Source organism: Rhodococcus sp. 14C212 (assembly GCF_011058195.1).
In the GTDB taxonomy this organism is placed as follows: Bacteria; Actinomycetota; Actinomycetes; order Mycobacteriales; family Mycobacteriaceae; genus Rhodococcus; species Rhodococcus aetherivorans.
Window position 1 is genome coordinate 104,365 of the sequence record NZ_JAALEH010000002.1, and the last position, 21,855, is coordinate 126,219.

At 70.9% G+C, this 21,855-nt stretch carries 17 protein-coding genes and 1 pseudogene; 10 read left to right on the forward strand and 8 right to left on the reverse strand.

What is annotated here, in order from left to right; genetic code table 11:
• Positions 1-126 precede the first annotated feature (126 nt).
• Positions 127-1,542 carry an amino acid permease gene (locus G6038_RS01610; RefSeq protein ID WP_165035576.1) on the forward strand — a complete coding sequence of 472 codons (1,416 nt, stop codon included), beginning with the start codon at positions 127-129 and terminating at the stop codon, positions 1,540-1,542.
• A gap of 78 nt (positions 1,543-1,620) precedes the next feature.
• Here the strand turns inward: G6038_RS01610 and G6038_RS01615 are convergent.
• Positions 1,621-2,639: pseudogene (locus tag G6038_RS01615) on the reverse strand (Rv2578c family radical SAM protein).
• Positions 2,640-2,713: 74 nt separating this feature from the next.
• On the opposite strand from G6038_RS01615, the gene G6038_RS01620 reads away from it, so the two are divergent.
• A complete protein-coding gene (locus tag G6038_RS01620; protein WP_165035577.1) occupies positions 2,714-3,073 on the forward strand; it encodes a RidA family protein in 360 nt (119 codons plus the stop codon).
• A gap of 60 nt (positions 3,074-3,133) precedes the next feature.
• Here the strand turns inward: G6038_RS01620 and G6038_RS01625 are convergent, their stop codons facing one another.
• From G6038_RS01625 to G6038_RS01640, 4 genes are read right to left on the reverse strand one after another with little or no spacing between them, the layout of a single operon-like run.
• The gene (locus tag G6038_RS01625) at positions 3,134-5,110 is read right to left on the reverse strand and encodes a 5-oxoprolinase/urea amidolyase family protein (protein WP_165035578.1); all 1,977 of its coding nucleotides are present in this window, start codon (positions 5,108-5,110) and stop codon (positions 3,134-3,136) included.
• The gene (locus G6038_RS01630) at positions 5,107-5,763 is read right to left on the reverse strand and encodes an urea amidolyase associated protein UAAP2 (RefSeq protein WP_165035579.1); all 657 of its coding nucleotides are present in this window, start codon (positions 5,761-5,763) and stop codon (positions 5,107-5,109) included. Before G6038_RS01630 ends, G6038_RS01625 begins: the two co-directional genes overlap by 4 nt.
• Before the next feature lie 2 nt (positions 5,764-5,765).
• Entirely contained in the window at positions 5,766-6,605 is an 840-nt protein-coding gene (locus G6038_RS01635) for an urea amidolyase associated protein UAAP1 (protein WP_165035580.1), read from the reverse strand.
• 1 nt (position 6,606) lies between these two features.
• Positions 6,607-8,151, reverse strand: coding sequence for an amino acid permease (locus tag G6038_RS01640; RefSeq protein WP_165035581.1), 1,545 nt, complete (start codon positions 8,149-8,151; stop codon positions 6,607-6,609).
• A gap of 199 nt (positions 8,152-8,350) precedes the next feature.
• Here G6038_RS01640 and G6038_RS01645 point away from each other — a divergent pair, with 199 nt between their 5' ends.
• The 7 genes from G6038_RS01645 to G6038_RS01675 all read left to right on the forward strand — a co-directional run bounded on the left by G6038_RS01645 (position 8,351) and on the right by G6038_RS01675 (position 18,311).
• Positions 8,351-9,028, forward strand: a complete 678-nt coding sequence (locus G6038_RS01645) for a TetR/AcrR family transcriptional regulator (RefSeq protein ID WP_165035582.1) — start codon at positions 8,351-8,353, stop codon at positions 9,026-9,028.
• A 35-nt stretch (positions 9,029-9,063) separates the two neighbouring features.
• A complete protein-coding gene (locus G6038_RS01650; RefSeq protein ID WP_165035583.1) occupies positions 9,064-9,459 on the forward strand; it encodes a type VII secretion target in 396 nt (131 codons plus the stop codon).
• Positions 9,456-10,667, forward strand: coding sequence for a hypothetical protein (locus tag G6038_RS01655; RefSeq protein ID WP_165035584.1), 1,212 nt, complete (start codon positions 9,456-9,458; stop codon positions 10,665-10,667). Before G6038_RS01650 ends, G6038_RS01655 begins: the two co-directional genes overlap by 4 nt.
• A 115-nt stretch (positions 10,668-10,782) precedes the next feature.
• The gene (locus G6038_RS01660) at positions 10,783-13,398 is read left to right on the forward strand and encodes a carboxylate--amine ligase/circularly permuted type 2 ATP-grasp protein (RefSeq protein WP_165035585.1); all 2,616 of its coding nucleotides are present in this window, start codon (positions 10,783-10,785) and stop codon (positions 13,396-13,398) included.
• Positions 13,399-13,428: 30 nt separating this feature from the next.
• Positions 13,429-15,213: an N-acetylglutaminylglutamine amidotransferase gene (locus tag G6038_RS01665; RefSeq protein ID WP_165035586.1), complete on the forward strand. Its 1,785-nt coding sequence runs from the start codon at positions 13,429-13,431 to the stop codon at positions 15,211-15,213.
• Positions 15,210-17,117 carry a prolyl oligopeptidase family serine peptidase gene (locus tag G6038_RS01670; protein ID WP_346772722.1) on the forward strand — a complete coding sequence of 636 codons (1,908 nt, stop codon included), beginning with the start codon at positions 15,210-15,212 and terminating at the stop codon, positions 17,115-17,117. Before G6038_RS01665 ends, G6038_RS01670 begins: the two co-directional genes overlap by 4 nt.
• A 30-nt stretch (positions 17,118-17,147) precedes the next feature.
• Entirely contained in the window at positions 17,148-18,311 is a 1,164-nt protein-coding gene (locus G6038_RS01675) for an amidohydrolase (RefSeq protein WP_165035587.1), read from the forward strand.
• Between the two features lie 81 nt (positions 18,312-18,392).
• On the opposite strand, the gene G6038_RS01680 is transcribed toward G6038_RS01675, so the two are convergent.
• The 3 genes from G6038_RS01680 to G6038_RS01690 form a co-directional block, all read right to left on the reverse strand.
• A complete protein-coding gene (locus tag G6038_RS01680) occupies positions 18,393-18,737 on the reverse strand; it encodes a J domain-containing protein (RefSeq protein ID WP_165035588.1) in 345 nt (114 codons plus the stop codon).
• Between the two features lie 273 nt (positions 18,738-19,010).
• Positions 19,011-19,316, reverse strand: a complete 306-nt coding sequence (locus tag G6038_RS01685) for a hypothetical protein (protein WP_165035590.1) — start codon at positions 19,314-19,316, stop codon at positions 19,011-19,013.
• Positions 19,317-19,348: 32 nt separating this feature from the next.
• Positions 19,349-19,765 carry an HSP20 family small heat-shock protein gene (locus G6038_RS01690; protein WP_165035592.1) on the reverse strand — a complete coding sequence of 139 codons (417 nt, stop codon included), beginning with the start codon at positions 19,763-19,765 and terminating at the stop codon, positions 19,349-19,351.
• A gap of 302 nt (positions 19,766-20,067) precedes the next feature.
• Between G6038_RS01690 and ctaD the strand changes: the two genes are divergently transcribed.
• Positions 20,068-21,816, forward strand: coding sequence for a cytochrome c oxidase subunit I (gene ctaD, locus G6038_RS01695; protein ID WP_165035593.1), 1,749 nt, complete (start codon positions 20,068-20,070; stop codon positions 21,814-21,816).
• Positions 21,817-21,855 lie beyond the last annotated feature (39 nt).

Below are 21,855 nucleotides of genomic sequence, written 5' to 3' on the forward strand. Positions count from 1 at the left end.
TTCGTCGAACCCCGGAACCTTCGGCTCGCCGATGTGTCTATTACGGCGTCGGACGGGGAACCTCAGACTCAGGCGGTCGAGAGGTACATCACACTCGATACCAAACCTGGTTGTGAAGGGGTTCCCATGTCGAACAGCGATCAGCCCGAGCTGAGGCACACGCTCCAGAAGCGGCACCTGTCGATGATCGCGATCGCGGGTGTCATCGGTGCGGGCTTGTTCGTCGGCTCGGGCGCTGCGATCCGGGAGACCGGTCCCGGGGTGCTGGTCGCCTACGCACTCGCCGGAGTCGTCGTCGTGCTCGTGATGCGCATGCTCGGCGAGATGGCGGCGGCGAATCCGCAGACGGGGTCGTTCTCGGCGTACGCCGACCGGGCCATCGGCCGCTGGGCCGGGTTCTCCATCGGATGGCTCTACGCCTGGTTCTGGATCATCGTCCTGGGCATCGAGGCGACGGCCGGCGCGGTGATCATGAACCGCTGGATGCCCGGCGTGCCCCAGTGGACGTGGGCGCTGGTGCTCATGATCGTGCTGACGCTGACCAACATCGCGTCGGTGAAGTCGTTCGGCGAGTTCGAGTTCTGGTTCGCCGCAATCAAGGTCACGGCAATCGTGGCGTTCCTCGTGCTCGGTATTCTCGCGATCTGCGGCTTTCTGCCCGGCGTCGAGGCGCCGGGACTGAGCAACCTCACCGGCCACGGCGGGTTCTTCCCCAACGGGACAGGTGCCGTACTCGCCGGGGTCCTCGTCGTGGTGTTCTCGTTCTTCGGAGCCGAGATCGCGACCATCGCCGCCGGCGAGTCCGCCAACCCGGCCGAGGCCGTGCGCAAGGCGGTGCGGTCTGTCGTGTGGCGGATCCTGATCTTCTACATCGGCTCGATCGCCGTCGTCGTCACCCTGCTGCCGTGGGACGACGCCTCGGTGGCGTTGAGCCCGTACGTGGCGGTCATCGACTCCTTCGGCATCCCGGCAGCCGCCACCATCATGGACGTCATCGTGCTGACGTCGGTGCTCTCGTGCCTGAACTCGGGTCTGTACACCGCCAGCCGGATGATCTTCTCCCTGTCGCGCCGTGGTGACGCCCCGCCGTCGCTGGCCACCATCGGGCGGTCCGGTGTGCCCCGCAACGCAGTTCTCGTCTCCACCGTGGTCGGCTTCCTCACCGTGGGCCTGAACTACCTCTACCCCGAGACGGTGTTCCTGTTCCTGGTCAATTCCTCCGGGGCGATCGCCCTGTTCGTGTGGCTCGTCATTGCCGCGTCCCAGTTGCGCATGCGCCGCTCGCTCGAGGCCCAGGGCCGGGAGCTGTCGCCGAGGATGTGGCTCTTCCCGTACCTCACCTGGTTCACCATCGCGGCGATCGTCGCGCTGTGCGCCGGCATGATCGCCCTGGAGAGCACGCGCAGCCAGATGCTGACGTCCTCGGCCCTCGCCGCCGTCGTCGTCGGAGTCGGCGTCTACCGGCAGCGCCGCAGCGCCGTCCCGGTCGCGCCGGTGGACGCGAAGGCCGAGGTGGCCGACGTGGTCCCGGAAACCACCTGACGGACCGGCCGGTGTCACCCTCGCGGGTACCTGCCTCACCCCGAGGGCGATGCGCTGTCCCCAGGTTCGCGGCGCCGCTCAGAACAGGGTGGGGTCCGCCGACTCGGCTGTCGGCCGCGGCGGCGCTGCGACCGGGCGCCGGTGCTCGGCCACGCGCGCGCCGAGCCCGTAGCGGGCCACCAGCGGATCGACCCGATCCTTCAACCACGCCTTGTACTCCGGTGAGACGTACGCGCCGCGGCCGTAGATCTGCCGGTACCGCCGGAGCAGGGCGGGGTGCTCTTGACCCAGCCACGACAGGAACCAGCCGCGGGTGGCGCCGCGCAGATGCATCGGCAGCACCGTCACGCCGGTCGCCCCCGCCGCCGAGATCGCGCCGAGCAGGTCGTCGAGGTGGCGGGTGGAGTCGGTGAGGCACGGGATGACCGGGGCGACCATGACGTGGCAGGGCAGGCCGGCGTCGCTGACCGCGCGGATCAGGTCCAGGCGCGCCTTGGGCGACGGGGTGCCGGGTTCGATCTGCTTCTGCAGGTCGGGGTCGCCGATCGCGAGGGAGACGGCGACGCCGACGTCGACCTGCCCGGCGGCGAGGGTGAGCAACGGCAGGTCGCGGCGCAGCAGCGTGCCCTTGGTCAGGATCGAGAACGGGGTGCCGGATTCGGCGAGGGCCCGGATGACGCCGGGCATCAGCCGGTAGCGGCCCTCGGCCGCTGGTACGGGTCGGTATTGGTGCCCAGGGCGACGTGCTCGCGCCTCCACGACCGTCGCGCGAGTTCGCGGCGCAGCACGGCCGCAACGTTGGTCTTGACCACGATCCGGCTGTCGAAGTCGCGGCCCGCGTCGAGGTCGAGATACTCGTGGGTCGGGCGGGCGAAGCAGTAGCGGCACGCGTGCGAGCAGCCGCGAAAGGTGTTGACGGTGAAGCGGAACGGCAGGTTCGACGCCTCGGGAGTCTTGTTGAGCGCGCTCTTGCACAGCACCTCGTGGAAGGTGATGCCCTCGAACTCGGGGGTCTGGACGCTGCGGACGAGCCCGGCCCGTTCGAGGCCGGGGAGCGCGCCGTCGTCGACGTCGAGAGTCTGTGCCGCCCACCGCATGCAGCCAGTCGAACATACGTGCTAACGGCAGTCAAGTGCGGGGCGCCGGGGGCGGCCTGACAGAATTCCGGGCCATGACCCGCGTGAACATCTCGTCCGGCTCCGAATGGGAGCCCCGGATCGGCTACTCCCGCGCCGTGCGCATCGGCAACCAGATCGCCGTGTCCGGCACCACCGGCGCCGGCGACACCCTCGCCGACCAGACGCGCGCCGCTCTGAAGACCATCGAGGCCGCGCTCGGCGAGGCCGGCGCCTCACTGACGGACGTGATCCGCACGCGCATGTACCTCACCGACATGTCGAGGTGGGAGGAGGCCGCGCTCGTGCACGGCGAGGTGTTCGGCGAGATCCGCCCGGCCTCCACCATCCTCGAGGTCTCGAGCCTCATCGACAAGGCCCTGTTCATCGAGATCGAGGCCGACGCCGTCGTGTAGGCGGCTGCGCCGCCGGTGTGTCCTTCGGGCTGCTCCTGCCGCCCGAAGGACACACCGGCGCTACGCGCCCGCGGCCGCCCAGCGGGCGCGCTCGGCGGCGAACGCTACCGACTGCACCTGCTGGAAGGCATCGATCGACGCGGCGTTGCCGACCAGGAACCGCTGATGCTCGGCCAGGGAGAACGTGCCGTCGGTGATGTCCACTCCCCCGCCGCGGCCCGCCGCGAGGTCGGCGCGCAGGTCCATCAGCTCCTCCGGTTCGACGGGATACCACGAGATCCGGTCGAAGAAGCGCAGCAGCCACGGAGTGCCGGCCTCGAACGGGCCCGCGGCCTGCGGATGGCGGTGGTTCCACACCTGTGTCGTGCGGCCGACGAACTGGTAGCCGCCCGGGCCTTCCATGCCGTAGATGCACAGGTACGCCCCGCCGATGCCGACGGCGTTCTCCGGCGTCCACGTGCGGGCCGGGTTGTACTTGGTCGTCACGAGCCGGTGCCGCGGGTCGAGCGGGGTCGCCACGGGCGCCCCGAGGTACACGTCGCCGAGGCCGAGCACCATGTAGTCGGCGGCAAAGACGGTGTCGAACACGTCGTCGACCGAGTCGAGGCCGTTCATCCGCCGGATGAATTCGATGTTCCACGGGCACCACGGCGCGTCCGCCCGCACCCCGTGCATGTACCGCTGGATCGCCTCGCGGGTGGCCGGGTCGTCCCACGACAGGGGCAGGCGCACCCGCCGGCTCGGCACCACGAGCTCGTCGCTCGCCGGGAGCTGCCCCTCGGCCTCGGCGAGCAGGTCGAGCAGCGTCGGCACCGGCAGCACGTCGGGGTCGACCTTGACCTGGAGCGACCGGATGCCGGGGGTGAGCTCGAGCAGGCCCGCGGGGCGTTCGGCGTCGAGCCGCTGGTGCAGCGCGTGCACGCGGGCCCGCAGCGCGAGATCGAGCGTCATGTCGCCGTATTCGACGAGGACGTTGTCGTCACCGCTGCGCCGGTAGGTGACGGCGGTGTCGCCGTCGCGGCGGGCGAGGACGCCGTCGTCGCCGTCGCCACCGGGCGAGACCACCAGCGACAACCCGGCGCGGCGGGCGACGCCGAGCGCGCGGCGCGAGGCGGCGTGCTCGGCGCGGACGGGCACGAACCGCACCGCGTGCCCGGGCGCGAGCTGGCCGAGCTTCCACCGGTCCGCGGCGACGACGGTGACGGGACAGACGAATCCGCCCAGGCTCGGGCCGTCGGGCCCGAGGAGGATGGGGGTGTCGCCGGTGAAGTCGAGGGCGCCGACGGAGTACGCGTTGTCGTGGATATTGGACGGGTGCAGGCCGGCCTCCCCTCCGTCGGTGCGTGCCCACTGCGGCTTCGGCCCGGTCAGGCGCACGCCGGTGCGGTCGGAGTTGAAGTGCACCTCGTAATCGGTGGCGTAGAGCGTGTCGATGTCGCTGCGGGTGAAGAATTCCGGCGCGCCGTGCGGGCCCTCGGTGACGGCGATCTCCCAGCGGGCGGTCATGGCCGGCACGTGTTCGGCCGGCACCGGGGCGGCCGCGCCGGTCGCCGCCTCCCGGACGACGAGCACGTCGCCCTCGGTGAGGGTGCGGCCCTCGTGGCCGCCGAACCTTCCGAGGGTGAAGGTGGCTGCGCTGCCGAGGAATTCGGGGACGTCGAGTCCGCCGCCGACGAGTACGTACACGCGCAGGCCGGGGCCGGGGCCGGCGACGGCGCCGACGTCGAGCACGCCGCCGGCGGGGACGGTGACGGGACGCCACTGCGGGACCACCATGCCGTTCACCGTCACGGTCGCCGGGGCGCCGGTGACGCACACCTCGGTGGCGTCGGTGAAGCGCAGTGCCGGCCCGGCCATGGTGGATTCGAGGCCGGCCGCGCCCTCGGGGTTGCCGAGGGCGGCGTTGCCGAGGCGGAACGACAGGTCGTCCATCGGGCCGGAGGGCGGGACCCCGATCTGCCAGTAGCCGGTGCGGCCCGGGTAGTCCTGCACCGTGGTGAGCATGCCGGGACGGTCGACGGTGATCTTGGTGGTCATGACGGTCGGGCCTCCGGTCGGGTGACGATCATCCGCACCTCGGTAGGGTCGAAACCGTTGCACGGATTGTTGATCTGCGGGCAGTTGGAGACGAGGACGAGCACGTCGCGGTCGGCGCGCAGCGCGAGGCGCTTGCCGGGCGCGGAGAGGCCGTCGACGATGCCGAGGGTGCCGTCGGCGTCGACGGGCACGTTCATGAAGAAGTTGATGTTGGAAACCAGGTCGCGTTTGCCCAGGCCCCACCGGGCACCCTCGATGAGGAAGTTCTCGACGCACGCGTGCTGGTGCTTGGTGTGGTGGCCGTAGCGCAGGGTGTTCGACTCCTGCGAGCAGGCGCCGCCGACGGTGTCGTGGTTGCCGACCTCGTCGGCGACGAGGGTCATCAGTTCCTCGCCGTCGGCGGCGCGCAGCACCGAGCCGGCGGTGAGGAACAGATTGCCCTGCGCGGCGACGGTGGCGGCGGCGCTGTAGCGGACGGTGGTGTCGTGGGCGTCGTAGATCAGGGTGTCGACGGCCTGGTTGCCGTGCAGGTCGACGACGGTGAGCACGTCGCCGGCGGCGACGACGGCCGACCACGGTCCGCGGGCACCGGCGATCTCGTCGCGGATCACGGTCCCGGCGACGAGCGCCGGCAGGTCGAGGGTCGAGGTCATGATCAGTGCTCCGTTCCGGTGGCGGCGGTCCACGCGTCCTCGGTGTTGAGGACGGCGCGCCGGTATTCGGGGCCCGTGTTCGGCAGGGCGTCGAGGTCGCGCGGGGAGTGCCAGGCGAGCACCTCGAGGGTGGTGGTGGGGAACCCGGGTGCCGGATCGAGGGGGTGGGCGGTGTTGGCGATGAGCGCGATCACCGGCAGGTGGATCAGCAGTTCGACGCAGGCTCCGGCGCCGGCGGTGCCGGTGCTGGTCAGGGCCCCGTCGGCCGCGACGCGCACACCGTGGAAGAACGACAGGGACGGCGGCAGGTCGCGCGGGGTGAGGCCGTGCTTCGCGGCGGCGACGGTGAACAGCTCCCGCCCGGCGGGGGCGTGCGAATGCAGGCTGCCCGCACCGTATTTCGCCGTGTTTCCGGCGACGTTCGTGGTGCCGCACAGGGCATCGTGGCGACCGGAGGTGTCGGCGACGACGGTGGCGAGCACCCGGCCCTGGTCCGACAGCAGCGGGTGCCCGACGCCGAGGTAGGCCTGCCACGGCACCTTGACGGTGTCGGCGACATTGAGCCGCTCGTGCGGGGCGCCGGCGCGGAAGAGCAGCAGGTGGGCGCAGGCGGCGCCGTCGATGTCGCGCAGCCGCAGCCGGGTCCCGCGGGCGAGGACCTTGGCGGTGTAGCGGCCGCCGGGCACGGTCTCCGCCCAGCTCATGGCGGCGGTGCGGCCGCCGGGCGGGGTGGGGTACGCGGTGGCGGGCACGGTGGGCATGCCGTCGGTGACGGTGCCGGCCTGCGCGCGGGCGTGCGCCTTGGCGGCGCGGGTGGTGGCGGTGTCGAGGACCTCGGTCATCTCAGGCTCCGATCGTGACGGGGTTCGGGTGGGCGGCGCGGCGCGGGAAGCACAGGGCGCCCAGGGCGACGACGGCGACGACGGTGAGCGGCGCGGCCCACTGCAGCAGCGGCATGGTGCCGTCCGGGTCGAAGATCTCGGCGCGCGGCCAGGACAGGTTGATCACCATCAGCAGGCCGTACGCGACGGCGAGGGCGTTGACGGGCAGACCCCATCGGCCGAGGGAGAACAGCGGGTTGCCGTCGGCGTCGGTCGCCGCGCCGTCGTGCGGCCAGCCGCGCAGCCGGCGCAGCAACAGCGGCACGGTGACCATCAGGTACGCGAGGTAGATGAGCACGATGCACACGCTCGACAGGGTCGCGAAGATCGCACTGTTGCCCATGTTGACGGCGAGGATGCCGATGCACACCACGCCGATCAGCACGGCCGGCGCGATGGGAGTGCCGGTGCGGGCGTTGACGTGCGACAGGATCTTCGAGGCGGGCAGACGCTCGTCGCGGGCCATCGAGAAGATCAGGCGCGACGCAGCGGTCTGGATGGCCAGGGTGCAGATGAACACGGCGATGGCGACGTCGACGAGGAGCAGCGTGCCCCACGGCGAGGACAGGATGGCGCCGAGCACGTAGGGCAGGCCCTCGGCGGCGAGGCGGCCGTCGGTGAGGCTGGGGGCGGCCATGAGGGCGCCGAGGATCATCAGGCCGCCGCCGATCGCGGAGACCGACAGGGCGAGGCGGATGGTGCGGGGTGCGACACGCCGCGGGTTGTGGGTCTCCTCGGCGAGTTCGCCGGCCGAGCCGAAACCGACCATGACGTAGGCGGCCATGAGACCCGAGACGATCCACGCCCAGCCGTAGCCGGGGGCCTCCCCGGCGACGCCGGTGTCGAGGACGACCTGCGGGCCGCGGACGGCGTGGGTGAAGAACATGCCGATCACGGCGACGACACCGACGATCTCGCAGGTGACGCCGATGCTGTTGATCCGCGACATCCAGTTCACGCCGATGCTGTTGATGATCGTGGTGAGCACGAGCAGCACCGAGCCGAGCAGGACGGCGTTGGCGGCGCCCGAGGAGGAGGTCAGCGACGGGTCGTCGCCGACGATCTGGAATCCGCTCCAGATGTTCGGCAGGACCACCTGCAGGGCGATCGCGGCGGCCGAGGCGGTGACCATCTGGGCGAGGATCATGAACCAGCCGGCGAACCAGCCGACCACCTCGCCGCCCATCCGGCGGGCCCATTGGTAGATCGCCCCGGAGATCGGGTAGCGCGCCGCGAGTTCGGCGAAGTTCAGGGCGACCATGAACTGACCGGCGAAGACCACCACCCACGTCCAGAAGAACGCGGGGCCGCCGAAGCCGAACCCGAGGCCGAACAGCTGGAAGATGGTCGTCAGGATGGAGACGAACGAGAAGCCGGCGGCGAAGGAGGCGAACTTGCCGAGGTTGCGGTGCAACTGCTGCTGGTAACCGAATTCGCCCAGGTCGCCCGCGTCCTGGTGCGAGGCGGTCGGTGCAGCGGCAGCCGGCCGGGTGAGCGTCAGGCTCATGGCGGTGTCCGTTTCTGTGCGCGGTGACGGCGGCCGGGTGACCGTCGAAAAACTGTCGAGTGACAGTTTTCGCGAGGTCACGTCTTGTCCGAATGACCGCGGCGTAACGAGTTCGTGACCGACGTTTCCTCCGTGTGACGGTCTGCTCACCGCCCGCCCGGGGCACTGTCACCGTCCGATCTGTGCCATCGTCGAGGACGTGACCCACGCCCGTCCCGGACGCCCCCGACTGCACCGGCCACGCCGGCCCGGCTCCACCGCGCGCGCCGAAATCCTCGACGCCGCAGCGGAACTGTTCACCACTCGCGGATTCGCGTCGACCTCGACGCGGCTGGTGGCCGAGGCGGTCGGCGTCCGGCAGGCCTCCCTGTACAACCACTTCGCCACCAAGGACGACATCCTCGCGGCGCTGCTCGAGCAGACCGTCACCCCAACCCTGTCGTTCTGCGAGCGCCTCGGCGACGACGCGCCCGCCGAGACGCGGCTGTACGCCCTGGCACTGTTCGACACCGCGCAGCTCGTCGCGGGACGCTGGAATCTCGGTGCGCTGTACCTGCTTCCGGAGGTGCGCACCGAGCGCTTCGCGCAGTTCCACACCGCCCGGACCGGCCTGCGCGAGTGCTACCGGCGGCTCACGGTCGCTGTCCTCGACCACCTCGGCACCGGTGCGGACGCCGACGACCCGCGCGCCGATCTGCCGTTCCGGCTGGTCGAATCCGCGATCAACATCCGCGCGGACCGGGGCACGGACGCCGTCGCCGACCTGCCCGACGTGCTGGCGGAGGCGGCGCTGCGCGTGCTCGGGTTCACCGCGCCCGCGGAGCCCGTGCGCGCGGTCGCCCGCACGCTCGTCGCCCGTGTCGCCGACTCGAGTTAGAGTGCTGCGCACGCGAATCTGATTGGGGGGTCATCATGAGCGGTTCATTCGACGCTGTCGGCTCGTTCTCGGCGGGAGGCGGCGTCCGTGTCGTGCCCGACGGTGTCCGGGCCTTCGGCAGCACATCCCTGCGCGCCGCGGAGGAGGTCGCCCGTGCGGGCGCGATGGATCTACAGGCCAACGTCTCGTCGCTGAGTCCGGCCATGGGCCTGATCGGCGCGGACTTCGTCGCGGCGTTCGCCGTCACGCAGGGTGCGCACACCCGCACCGTCGCGCAGCTGGCATACGTCTACGCGTCCGGCGGTGTCGCCGCGCACGACGCCGCCACCCGGTACGAGGCGCTCGACGCCGCGGTCGCCGCGGGCCTCGGTGCGGCCGCGGTCGCCGCGGGCCTCGGTGCGGCCGCGACGGAACTGGGGGGCGCGCGGTGATCACACAGGAGACGCCGGTCGCCTCGCCCACCGTCCTGGACGCGCTGCGCGCGTCCCCTGCCGGCCCGGTCCTCGACCTGCCGCTGCCCGCACCGCCGCCGGTCCCGCCGACGTGGTTGCCCGAACCCGGGCTCGACGCGATAACAGAAGTACTGCAGTCCATTCCGGTTCCGGCAGTGCCGGGAATCGACGAGATGCTGCGTCCACTGCGCGATCTCGGCGACCTGTTCGGTACCGGCATCGCCGACGCGCTCGACCCGTCGGCGGTCCTGCAGCAGTCGTCGCGGGTGCTCGACGGGGCGGCGTCGCTGGCCCGCACGGCACTGCACGCGCTGCCGGACTCGTGGGAGGGCGCACCCGCCGAGGCGGCGCTCGACAAGGGTCGCCAGGCCCAGGTCAGCGCGGTCGAGTTGAGCGAACGGGGCGACGAGATCGGGGCGGTCACGCGTGCCGCCACCGCGAGTGTCGAGCGGGGCAACGTCGAACTCGGCGGGATCGCCCAGTCCTTCCTGGCCTTCGCCACCGCGACTGCGCCCGTCGCGCTGACGCCGCCGGGCCAGGTCGCGCTGCTCACCGCCGCCGCCGAGCACGTGTCCGCGGCACTGGCGGTGGTCGCGCGCACCCGCGGCGAGCTTCTCGGCCACACCACGGCGATGAACGCTCTCGCCGCACCGATCGCCGTGCCCGCCCCCGTCTCCACGCCGGGCCTGCCCGCTCCGGCCGACGTCACAGCGGCGGCCACGGGAGCGGTGGATACCGTCGCCGGCGCGGTCGGTGCGTCCGGCGACCTTCCCGCGCAGACGCACGCCGCGGCGTTCGGGGGTGGCACCGTCACCGCCGGGCCCACGGTGACCGCCGCGACCGCACCGGCGAGCACCGGCACCGGGGCGCTGGGCGCCGGGAGTGCCGGGGCGCTGGGCGCCGGGCCGCTGAGCGCGGGCGGTGCCACGGCCTTCGGTACCGCGGGAGGGAGCCTCGCCGGCGCGCCGTCGGGCCCGCGACCGCCCACGTCCGCTCCGGTGACGGCCGCGGCTGCGGCCGCACGTCATCCGCTCCCTGCCGCCGTCCCGGGCGCCGGACGCGCCGACGAGGACGCGCCGCGGCGGGCGCGTCCGACGATCCTGGTGACCGCGGCGAACACCACCTCCGTGATCGGCGAGGTGCCGCCGGCGACCGCCCCGGTCATCGGGGCCGGCGACGACTGGTGATTCCATCTCCCCGTCCCGGCGCGCGGGGCGGGGACACGGTCGAGGGCCACTTCGATGTCCGTGACCCGCGGTTTCCTTCTGCGAGGACGATTCAGGCCGCGTAGCGTGTAAACGCATGTTCGATGGCGGTGCCCGCAAGCTTGGTGTCGAGGAGGAATTCCACCTCATCGACGCGAAGACCCGGCGCCTCACGCCGCGCGCCCCGGAACTGCTCGCGCGCCTGCCCGGCGACGTCTACGTCGAGGAACTGCAGCGCTGCGTCGTCGAGGTCAACAGCGGGGTGTTTCCGGATCTCGCGGGTCTGCGCGCAGATCTGGTGCACCGCCGGCGCGTTCTCGTCGACACCGCCGCCGAGCTCGGCCTCGGCATCGCCGCCGCGGGCGCGGTCCCACTGGCCGTGCCCGCGGAGATGCAGGTCACCGAGACGCCGCGGTATCGCCGCATGCTGGCCGACTATCAGCTCCTGGCCCGCGAGCAGCTGATCTGCGGCACCCAGGTGCACGTGGACATTCCCGACCGGGACGAGGCGGTGCAGATCGCCAATCGGGTCGCCGCGTTCCTGCCGATCTTCCTCGCTCTGAGCGCGAGCTCGCCGTTCTGGGCCGACGGCACGGACACCGGATATGCCAGCGTCCGCAACCTGGTGTGGATCCGGTGGCCGAGTACCGGGCCGGCTGCGCCGGTGTCGTCGGCCGCCGAGTACGACAAGCTCATCGCGGACCTGGTCTCGAGCGGCGTGATCACCGACCCGGGCATGGTGTACTTCGATCTCCGCCCGTCGGACCGGTATCCGACCCTCGAGCTGCGCGTGTGCGACAGCTGCCCGGCGGTGGACACGATCACGCTGATCGCCGGGCTGTTCCGCGCCCTGGTCGATCGGGAGGTGACCGACCTGCGGGCCGGTGTCCCGGGGCTCGACGTCTCGCCGACCCTGGTGCGCGCCGCCATGTGGCGCGCCTCGCGCTCCGGCCTCGAGGGTGCTCTGGTCGACGTGCAGTCGGCCACCCCGCGGCCGGCAACGGAGATCGTCGACGGGCTGATCCGGTCGCTCCGACCCCAGCTCGAGGCGAACGACGACTGGGCCTTGGTATCGGAGCTCGCGGAGACCGCCCTGCAGGTCGGCAGTTCGGCCGCCCGCCAGCGGCGGGTGCTACGCCGACGGGGCCGCCTGACCGACGTGGTGGATCTGCTTCTCGACGAAACCGCGGGGCGCGTGCGCGCGGTACCGGAGATCGCCGATCCCGGCGCAACCCTGCTCCACGGCTACGTTCCGCTGCGAGCGGGCGACGTGGACGACCGGTACGACGAGGCCGTCGAGGCCGGCGGGCGGCCGCGGCGCGAGTACGAGCCGGTCCTGGCCGCGGTGGCGCGGGTCGGTGCGGCCGAACTGCGCCGCATCCAGGAGTCCATCGACCGGGAACAGAGCGTCGACGCCGTGACGTTCCGGGTGAGCGGCGAGGACCGTGCCCAGGTCTTCCCCATGGACGTCGTCCCGCGCATCGTCCCGCACACCGAATGGTCGCGCCTGGTCCCGGGACTGCAGCAACGCGCCCTCGCCCTCAATGCCTTCCTCGGCGACATCTACGGCGAGCAGGCCGCGATGCGCGACGGGGTGATTCCCTCCGAGCTGCTCGACCGCGCTCCCGGCTACCGGGCCACCGGTGCCGCCGCACCGAATCCGCCGGTGCGCGCCCACATCTGCGGGATCGACCTCGTCAGCACGGGCCCGGGCGACTTCGTGGTGCTCGAGGACAACCTGAGGGTGCCGTCGGGCGTGGGATATGCGATGGCGCATCGGGCGATGACGGCACGGTTCCTCGGGGCCCTCGGCATGTCGGCGGACGTGATGTCCGTGGACTCGATGCCGGAGATGACGCGGCAGACGCTGGAGGCGGCGGCGCCCGCGGCGGCCGCGGGACCGGACGTCTCCGTGGCGCTGCTCAGCGCCGGGTGGAAGGACTCGGCCTGGTTCGAGCACCGGTTGCTCGCCGAGAAGTCCGGACTGCCCCTCGTGGTGACCGGGGAGCTGTCGGTACGCGACGACGTCGTGTACCGGCATCGGGGCCGCGAGGCCACGCGAGTGGACGTGCTGTACGTCCGCCTCGACGAGGACATGCTGCTGTCCTCGATCGGGCACGACGGGAGCCCGCTGCGCAGCGGGCTCCGGGCCGCGCTGCAGGCCGGCAACGTGACGATCGCCAACGCCCTGGGGAACGGGGTCGGTGACGACAAGGCCGTCTATTCGTACGTGCCGGCAATGATCGAGTACTACCTCGGCGAAAAGCCGATCCTCGAGCAGGTGCCCACCTGGGTGTGCGCCGAACGTGAGCAACGCGACTACGTCCTCGACCGGTTGGCGGAGCTGGTGGTCAAGCCGATCGACGGATTCGGCGGCGCCGGCATCACCATCGGCCCGGAAGCGTCGCGACACGAGCTGCTGGAGCGGCGACGGGACCTGCTCACCCACCCGGAGCGGTACGTCGCGCAGGAGGTCGTGCCGCTGTCGACGCATCCGACGTTCGACGGGAGCGGCCTGTTTCCGCACCATATCGACCTGCGCGCATTCGTTCATCTGCGGGCCGAGGGGCCGTCGGTGCGTGCGCACGTCGCTCCGGCGGCACTGACCCGGGTGGCCCCCGTCGGGAGCATGGTCGTCAATTCGTCCCGGGGCGGCGGGGGGAAGGACACCTGGGTGCTCGGCCCCCCACGCGGCGCGGGCAGCGACGAATAACCGGAGGGCGCGAGCCGGAAGGAGAGCACGATGTGCGGTGTGTGTGGGGAGATGCGCTTCGACGGGGCTCCCCCGGACGTGGCCGCGGTCGGGCGGATGACCGACGCCATGAGCGCCCGGGGCCCCGATGCGGCCGGCCTCCACGCACGCGGCTCGGTGGCGTTCGGGCACCGGCGGCTGACGATCATCGACCTGTCGGCGCGCGGCAGCCAGCCGTTGATCGACAGTGAGCTCGGGTTGGCACTGGTCTTCAACGGGTGCATCTACAACTACCGGGAGCTGCGCTCGGAACTGGAGGGGGCGGGCTACCGGTTCTTCTCGACGGCGGACAGCGAGGTGGTGGTCAAGAGCTTCCACCGGTGGGGCGCGGAATGCGTGCAGCACTTCAAGGGCATGTTCGCATTCGCCATGCACAACACCGACACCGGCGCGGTGACCCTGGCCCGCGACCGGCTCGGCATCAAGCCGCTCTATCTGGCGGAGGGCCCGGGGCGGTTGCGCTTCGCCTCCACCGTGCCGGCGTTGCTCCGCGCCGGCGAGGTCGACAGCAGCATCGACCGAGTCGCGCTGCACCACTACCTCAGCTTCCACTCGGTGGTGCCCGCACCGCACACGATGCTGCGGGGGATCCGGAAGCTGCCGCCGGCGACGGTGCGGGTGATCGAGCCCGACGGTCGCAGCACCGAGCGCCGCTACTGGGAGCCCGCCTTCATGCGGGACCCCGCGCGGACGACGTGGACGGCCGTGGATTGGCAGGACGCGCTGCTGGATTCGCTGCGGACCGCGGTGAGTCGGCGAATGGTCGCCGACGTGCCGGTGGGGGTGCTGCTCTCGGGAGGCATCGACTCGAGCCTGGTCGTGGCGTTGCTCGCGGAGCAGGGCCAGCGGGACCTGGCCACGTTCAGCATCGGATTCGATCCGGCCGGTGGGGAATCCGGGGACGAGTATGCCTACTCCGATCTCGTGGCGCAGACGTTCGGCACCGTCCATCACCGGATCCACATCGACTCGTCCCGGCTGCTGCCGGCGGTGCCGAAGACCGTGGCGGCGATGAGCGAGCCGATGGTCAGCCACGACTGCGTGGCGTTCTACCTCCTGTCGGAGGAGGTGAGCAAGTCGGTGAAGGTGGTGCAGTCCGGGCAGGGCGCCGACGAGATCCTCGCCGGCTACGACTGGTATCCGCCGCTGACGGAGGTGGTCCGGGAACGGTCCGCCGAGGCGTACGCGAAGGTGTTCGTCGACCGTACCCACGCCGACATCGTCGCGCTGCTCGATTCTCGGTATGCCCTCGATCACGACGCGAGTGGCGAGTTCCTGGCCGAGCAGCACGCCGCGGCGGGGGCGGCGACGGCGGTCGATGCGGCGCTGCGTCTCGACACGACGGTCATGCTGATCGAAGATCCGGTCAAGCGGGTCGACACGATGACGATGGCGTGGGGCCTCGAGGGACGGGTGCCGTTCCTCGACCACGACTTCGTGGAACTGGCCGCGACCTGCCCGCCGGAACTGAAGCTGGCCTCCGGCGGCAAGGGCGTCCTCAAGGATGCGAGCCGCAAGCACCTGCCGGCGGAGATCATCGACCGGACCAAGGGCTACTTCCCGGTGCCGGGCATCCGGCACCTCGACGGGGACGTACTGACCCTGGTGCGCGATGCGTTGCACAGCCGGAGCGCCCGCGACCGCGGGCTGTACCGGCCGGAAGCACTCGACGCGCTGCTCGCCGACCCGAACAGGCATCGGACCACCCTCGGGGCGAACGCACTGTGGCAGGTGGCCCTGCTGGAAATGTGGCTCCAGGAGATGGAGCAGTTGTGAGCGGCGGGACGGAGACGACCTCGGTGGCGCGAACACCGGATACCGCGACGACAACCGGGGCGGCACAGCCGCGCCACATCCGCTTCACGTCGGGTGCGTCGGTCGCCCCGGACGGCACGGCGATCGCGCATCTCGTCGACGACGGCGGTTATCCCCGTGCGGTGCAGCGGTTCCTGTCCGGCCGCGACACGAGCGCGGCGCGGTGGGTCGAGTTGCCGGTGGACGGGCCGGTCACCCGGATCATGCACTCGGCGGACGGCCGTTGGCTGGCGTGCGAGGTGGCGCCCGACGCCGGTACGCGCACCCAGGTGTGGGTGGTGAGCACCGACCCCGACGACCGCGGCGCCCGCCGCCTCGGGTCGGCCGGGGACTCGTCGACGGAACTCGTCGGGTGGGACGGGAACCGGGTGGCGACGGTCGCCACCGACGAGGAGGGGGTGGCGGAATCCCGGCTGGTGGACCCGCACACGCAGGACACCGTGGTGCTCGATCGCCGCGTCGGCGGTCACCTCGTCGACGCGTGGGCGGGTTGGGCGCTGCTGAGGGTCGGTCCGCGCGGCCACCGGGAGTTGTTGCTGCTGCACGAGGACGGCACGCGGATTGCGCTGCTACCCAACGACGTCGGTTCCACCACCGATGCCGGGGTCATTCTCGACGACCATCGGCTCCTCGGCGTGGTGGACCAGCTTCGTTCGCCGTGGGCGTCCAGTGACGGCGAACCGGAGAGATATCTGCGCTCGCTGGTGCGCAGCGACAACGGTGCGGAGTTCGCGCGGCTGCTGGGCGTGGCGGTGTCGTCGGAGGGCGTGTCGTACCGGGTGCTGGCCGAGCGTGAGGACGCCGATCTCGACGAGTTCGCCGTGAGCGACGACCACAGCACGGTAGCCCTGCTGTGGAACCACAAGGGTCTGAGCCAACTGCAGATCCTGCACCTGGCGGACGGGTCGCTCGACGATCCCCTCGAGTTGCCCGGACTGGTGGCGTCCGAACCGAGCATCAGCGCGGACGGCTCGCTGCTGGCAGTGACCGTGCAGGGTCCCGGAATGCCGCCCTCGGTGGAGATCGTCGATCCGCGGACCGGGCAGTGGGGTCCCGCGGAGGCCGCGCGGACCCGGATGGACGACGACGATCTGCCGACGCTGCTCGAGTTCCCGGCACGGGACGGGACGCCGCTCTCGGGTTGGCTGTACCGGGCCCAGGGCAGCGGCCCGGGCCCGGTGCTGCTGTACTTCCACGGCGGACCGGAAGCCCAGGAACGTCCCGGATACAGCGACTACTACCCGGCGATCGTGGCGGCGGGATTCACGGTCTTCGGGACGAACGTGCGCGGGTCCGGCGGTTTCGGGCGAACGTTCATGCATGCCGACGACCGCTACGGGCGGTTCGCCGGGATCGACGACGTGGCCGACTGCGTGCAGTACCTCGTCGACCACCGCATTGCCGATCCCGCCCGGGTTGCGTGCGCGGGCAGGTCGTACGGCGGCTACCTGACGCTGGCGTCGCTGACCTTCCACGCCGAGTTGTTCGCCGCCGGGATAGCGATCTGCGGGATGAGCGATCTCGAGAGCTTCTACGCCAACACCGAGCCGTGGATCGCGGCGGCCGCCTACCCCAAGTACGGGCATCCGGTACACGACCGGGAACTGCTGCGCGAGCTCTCCCCCATCCACCGGATCGCGGAACTGCGGGCACCCCTGCTCGTGGTGCACGGGGCACACGACACCAATGTGCCGGTCAGCGAGTCGGAGCAGATCGTCGCCGCGGTACGGGACCGGGGTGGGCTCGCCGAGTTCCTCCTGTTCGACGACGAGGGCCACGACATCGTCAAACGCGAGAACAGGGACGTGCTCGCCGAGGCCATGGTGAACTGGCTGACGAGCCGGCTCGGTACGGCCGGCCCGTAGATGTCACCGAACCGACGGAGTTTTCGACGGATGACGATCGACCACGACCGCCTCGTCGCCTGGCGACGGGACCTGCATGCCCACCCGGAGCTGTCGTTCGCGGAGTTCCGGACCACCGCCCTGGTGCGCGATCAGCTCGTCGCGCTCGGGCTGGACCCGGTGACGCTGCCCGGCGGCACCGGTCTGTGGTGCGACGTCGGCCCGGACACGACCGGGTGCATCGCGTTGCGGGCCGACCTCGACGCGTTGCCCCTGACCGAGACCACCGGGTTGCCGTACGCGTCGACCGTGGAGGGCGTGTGTCACGCGTGCGGGCACGACGCCCACACCGCGATGCTGCTGGAGGCGGCCACCGTGCTCGCGGCGGATCCGCCCCCACAGCGGGTGCGGTTGATCTTCCAGCCCGGCGAGGAGACCACCCCCGGTGGTGCCCTCGAGGTCGTCGCCGCGGGTGGCCTCGCGGGGGTGTCCCGGATCTTCGCCCTGCACTGCGCCCCACAACTCGAGGCGGGCAAGCTCGCCACCCGCGCCGGGCCGATCACCTCGTCCGGGGCCGTTCTCACGGTGCGGTTGTCCTCCCCCGGCGGCCATTCGGCCCGTCCGCACCTGACCGGCGACCTGATCCACGCGGCGGGCGTGCTGGTGACCGGGTTGGCGTCGGTGCTCGATCGACGCCTCGATGCCCGCACCGCCACCGTGCTGACGTGGGGCCGGATCCACGCCGGCCACGTCGGCAACGCCATCCCCGAGTCCGGTGAACTGGTGGGCACGCTGCGCAGCGCGTCCCATCGGACGTGGGCGACGGTCGAGCCGCTGGTGCGGCGCAGCGTCGCGGAACTGCTCGCGCCCTACGCGGTGAACCACGAACTGGACTACGTGCAGGGCGTGCCGCCGGTGGTCAACGACGCCGAGGCAACCGCCGAGATGCTCGCCGCGATCGAGTCCGTGGTGGGCCTCGAGAATCTGGCCGAGGCGGGACAGTCCAGCGGCGGCGAGGACTTCGCGTGGTATCTCGAGCACGTCCCGGGGGCCATGGCGCGATTGGGAGTCTGGGACGGGACGAGTCCGCGACACGATCTCCACAAGCCCGACTTCGAACTGGACGAACGAGCCCTGGTGTACGGGGCACGTACCCTGCTGGCCCTCGCCTGCGGAGGAAAGTACGAACCTCGTACGCCCGACCCGAGCGCCTGACCCGAGCGAATGAACCATGCTGTCGGACTGATCGAGTGAGCGATACATTCGCTCGGGGCGAGCGCATGTGCGCTGCCGGGGTCACCGGTGGTGACGGACGGGTCCGGCCCGGATGGGCGGATCCGCCGCGGCGGGCCGGTCCGAGCGCCGCACGGTCACCCGGACGGACCGCGCGGGGGGCCGGGGAACCCTGTCGGCACGACGCCGGTCGTACTCCGCACGACGGTGCGGATCGCGCAGGACGGCGTACGCCGCGACGATCCTGCGTAGCTGCTCGTCCGGATCCGGGCCGAAGGGGACATCCGGGCTGCGGAGGTCGGGGTGATGCTCGCGGAGCTTGCGACGGAAGGCCGCGGTGATCTCCGCCTGCCCGGCAGACCCGGACAGGCCCAGCACGGCGTAGAGATCGGGTTCCCTGCCGGACACGGCCCCGCCCCTCCCTTCCCTTGTCGACGCCCGGACGGTGCGACGGCGCGTGACAGGAGCGAACGCCCGGCCACCCGCCTCGTGGATGGGTACGAAGGGCGGGTGTCCGGGCGTCGGCGATGATCGGGTGCGGCCCGCACTGTGTGTGCCGAATACCGGCGGTGCGCCGACCGGTCACCGGCTCCGGGCCGGTGCCCGGCTCAGCGCCTTGTGGTTGCCGTCCGGGCGGGCGGCACGCACGTCAGCGCCTGGCGACTCTGTTGCGATGTCGTATCACCGTCCTTTCGCTTCGTGGCGTCGCCGGGACGATCCGGTGCGGACCGGAGGAGAGCGCTGTGTGGCAACCACGTCCCCCGGAGCCCGCGTCCCGGCTCGGCCCGGCGGTCCCGCGGTGCGCGCCGCGCCCCGCGGACGACGGACCGCGGCGGTCCGGCACCTCGGCTCGTCCACCGGTCGTCGCGGCCGGAGCAACTCGAGCAGGTCCAGCTCGAGATCGAGCAGGAGCAGCTCGAGGTCCACGCCCTCGACGGTGGGCGGCCGCCGGACGGGCGGTTCGGCGATCAGGTCCAGGTCGTCCATGGTCGTCTCCCGGGGACACGCCTCGGGGCGGATCAGGCGTCGATCGCCTTCTTGTCGCCTACCGCGATCTCGATCCTGCGCGGCTTGGCCTTCTCCGCGACCGGGATCGTCAGCCTCAGCACGCCGGCGTCGTACGTCGCCTCGATGTTGTCGGTGTCGAGGTTCTCGCCGAGGAACAGCTGCCGGCTGAACACACCGCGCGGACGCTCGGCGGCCACCATCTCCTGGCTCTGGTCGCGTGCCGGGCGCTCTGCGTGCACCGTCAGCACGTTCCGTTCGACGTCGAGGTCGAGGGAATCCTCGGCCACGCCGGGCAGATCGAATTCGACGACGAACTTGTCGCCCTCACGCCAGGCGTCCATGGGCATCACCGCGGGACGGGCCGCCGTGCCGAGAACCTGCTGTGCGAAGCGGTCGAGCTCGCGGAACGGATCGGTGCGCATCAACATCGTTTCCACCTCCACAGACTCTCTTCGTGCCGGTTGAGGAGAGCGGTCGATCTATGCTGACCGCTACACCTTTCTTGTACCATGCACAACACACCGAGGCAAGGAATTGTTCCCGGAAACCCCTCGAATTCCGCGCGGACGGACGACAATCCGCCTCGCAAAACCTCCCGCACGCGGCCGGTGCCGGTTACGCTCGACCTACCGCATGATGCCGCGGTCGTTCCGGGGTGCCGTCTCAGGCCGAGCGGAGCGCCCGGCGCCGCAGCGACATCGCCGCCCCCGGGGAGGCGCAAGGAGGCACCATGGTTGTCACCGAGACGAAGGCCGTTCGCCCGTATCCGCCGCGGTATGCGCCCAAGGGCTCGACGTTCTACAGGCTGGTCACCACGACCGACCCGAAGATGCTCGGGCTGATGTACATCACCACGTCGTTCGCGTTCTTCCTGATCGGCGGACTGATGGCCCTGCTGATCCGCAGCGAACTCGCCGTCCCCGGTATGCAGTTCCTGTCCAACGAGCAGTACAACCAGCTGTTCACCATGCACGGCGGCATCATGCTGCTGATGTACGCGACCCCGATCGTGTTCGGGTTCGCGAACTACATCCTGCCGCTGCAGATCGGCGCCCCCGACGTCGCGTTCCCGCGCCTGAACGCGTTCAGCTACTGGCTGTACCTGTTCGGCGCGTCCGTCGTGGCATTCTCCCTCGTCACCCCGGGTGGCGCCCCGGACTTCGGCTGGACGTCGTACATCCCGCTCGCGGACGACATGCACACCCCGGGCATCGGCGCCAACCTGTGGTTCACCGGTCTCGCGGTGGCCGGTCTCGGCACCATCCTCGGTGGGGTCAACATGATCACCACGGTCGTGTGCCTGCGTGCCCCCGGCATGACGATGTTCCGGATGCCGATCTTCACCTGGAACATCTTCATCACGATGATCCTGATCCTGCTGATCTTCCCGCTGCTGACCGCAGCGTTCATGGGCGTGATGGTCGACCGGGTGCTGGGCGGGAACATCTTCGATCCGGCCACCGGCGGGGTGATGCTCTATCAGCACCTGTTCTGGTTCTTCGGCCACCCCGAGGTGTATGTCATCGCGCTGCCGTTCTTCGGCATCATCTCCGAGGTCATCCCGGTGTTCTCGCGCAAGCCGATCTTCGGCTACACCGGCCTGGTCTACGCGACCCTGGCGATCGGCGCCCTGTCGATGGCCGTGTGGGCACACCACATGTACGCCACCGGCGCCGTGCTGCTGCCGTACTTCTCTTTCATGACCTTCCTGATCGCGGTGCCCACCGGCGTGAAGTTCTTCAACTGGATCGGCACCATGTGGCGGGGGCAGGTGACGTTCGAGACCCCGATGCTGTTCTCCGTCGGCTTCATCGTCACCTTCCTGTTCGGCGGCCTGACCGGCGTCGTCCTCGCCAGCCCGCCGCTGGACTTCCACGTCCACGACTCCTACTTCGTCGTCGCACACTTCCACTACGTGCTCTTCGGCACCATCGTGTTCGCCACCTACGCGGGCATCTACTTCTGGTTCCCGAAGATGACCGGACGGCTGATGGACGAGCGCCTCGGCAAGTGGCACTTCTGGCTGACCTTCGTCGGCTTCCACACCACGTTCCTGGTGCAGCACTGGCTGGGCAACGAGGGCATGCCGCGCCGCTACGCCGACTACCTGCCGTCGGACGGGTTCACCACCCTCAACACCATCTCGACCATCGGTGCCTTCACCCTCGGCGTGTCGACCCTGCCGTTCCTGTGGAACGTGTTCAAGAGCTACCGGTACGGGCAGGTCGTGACCGTCGACGACCCGTGGGGTTACGGCAACTCCCTCGAGTGGGCGACCACCTGCCCGCCGCCGCGGCACAACTTCTACGAGCTGCCGCGCATCCGCTCCGAACGCCCGGCGTTCGAGCTGCACTACCCACACATGGTGGAGACCATGCGGGCGGAGGCGCACGTCGGCGTCGGCCGGCGCCACGCCGCCGAGGTGGCGGAGGAGCCCCATATCCGGGACACCGCCGAGCGGACACCGCCGAGCACCTGAATCGGGCGGATCGGTGTAATCGGGCTCCCGCCGGGGTAT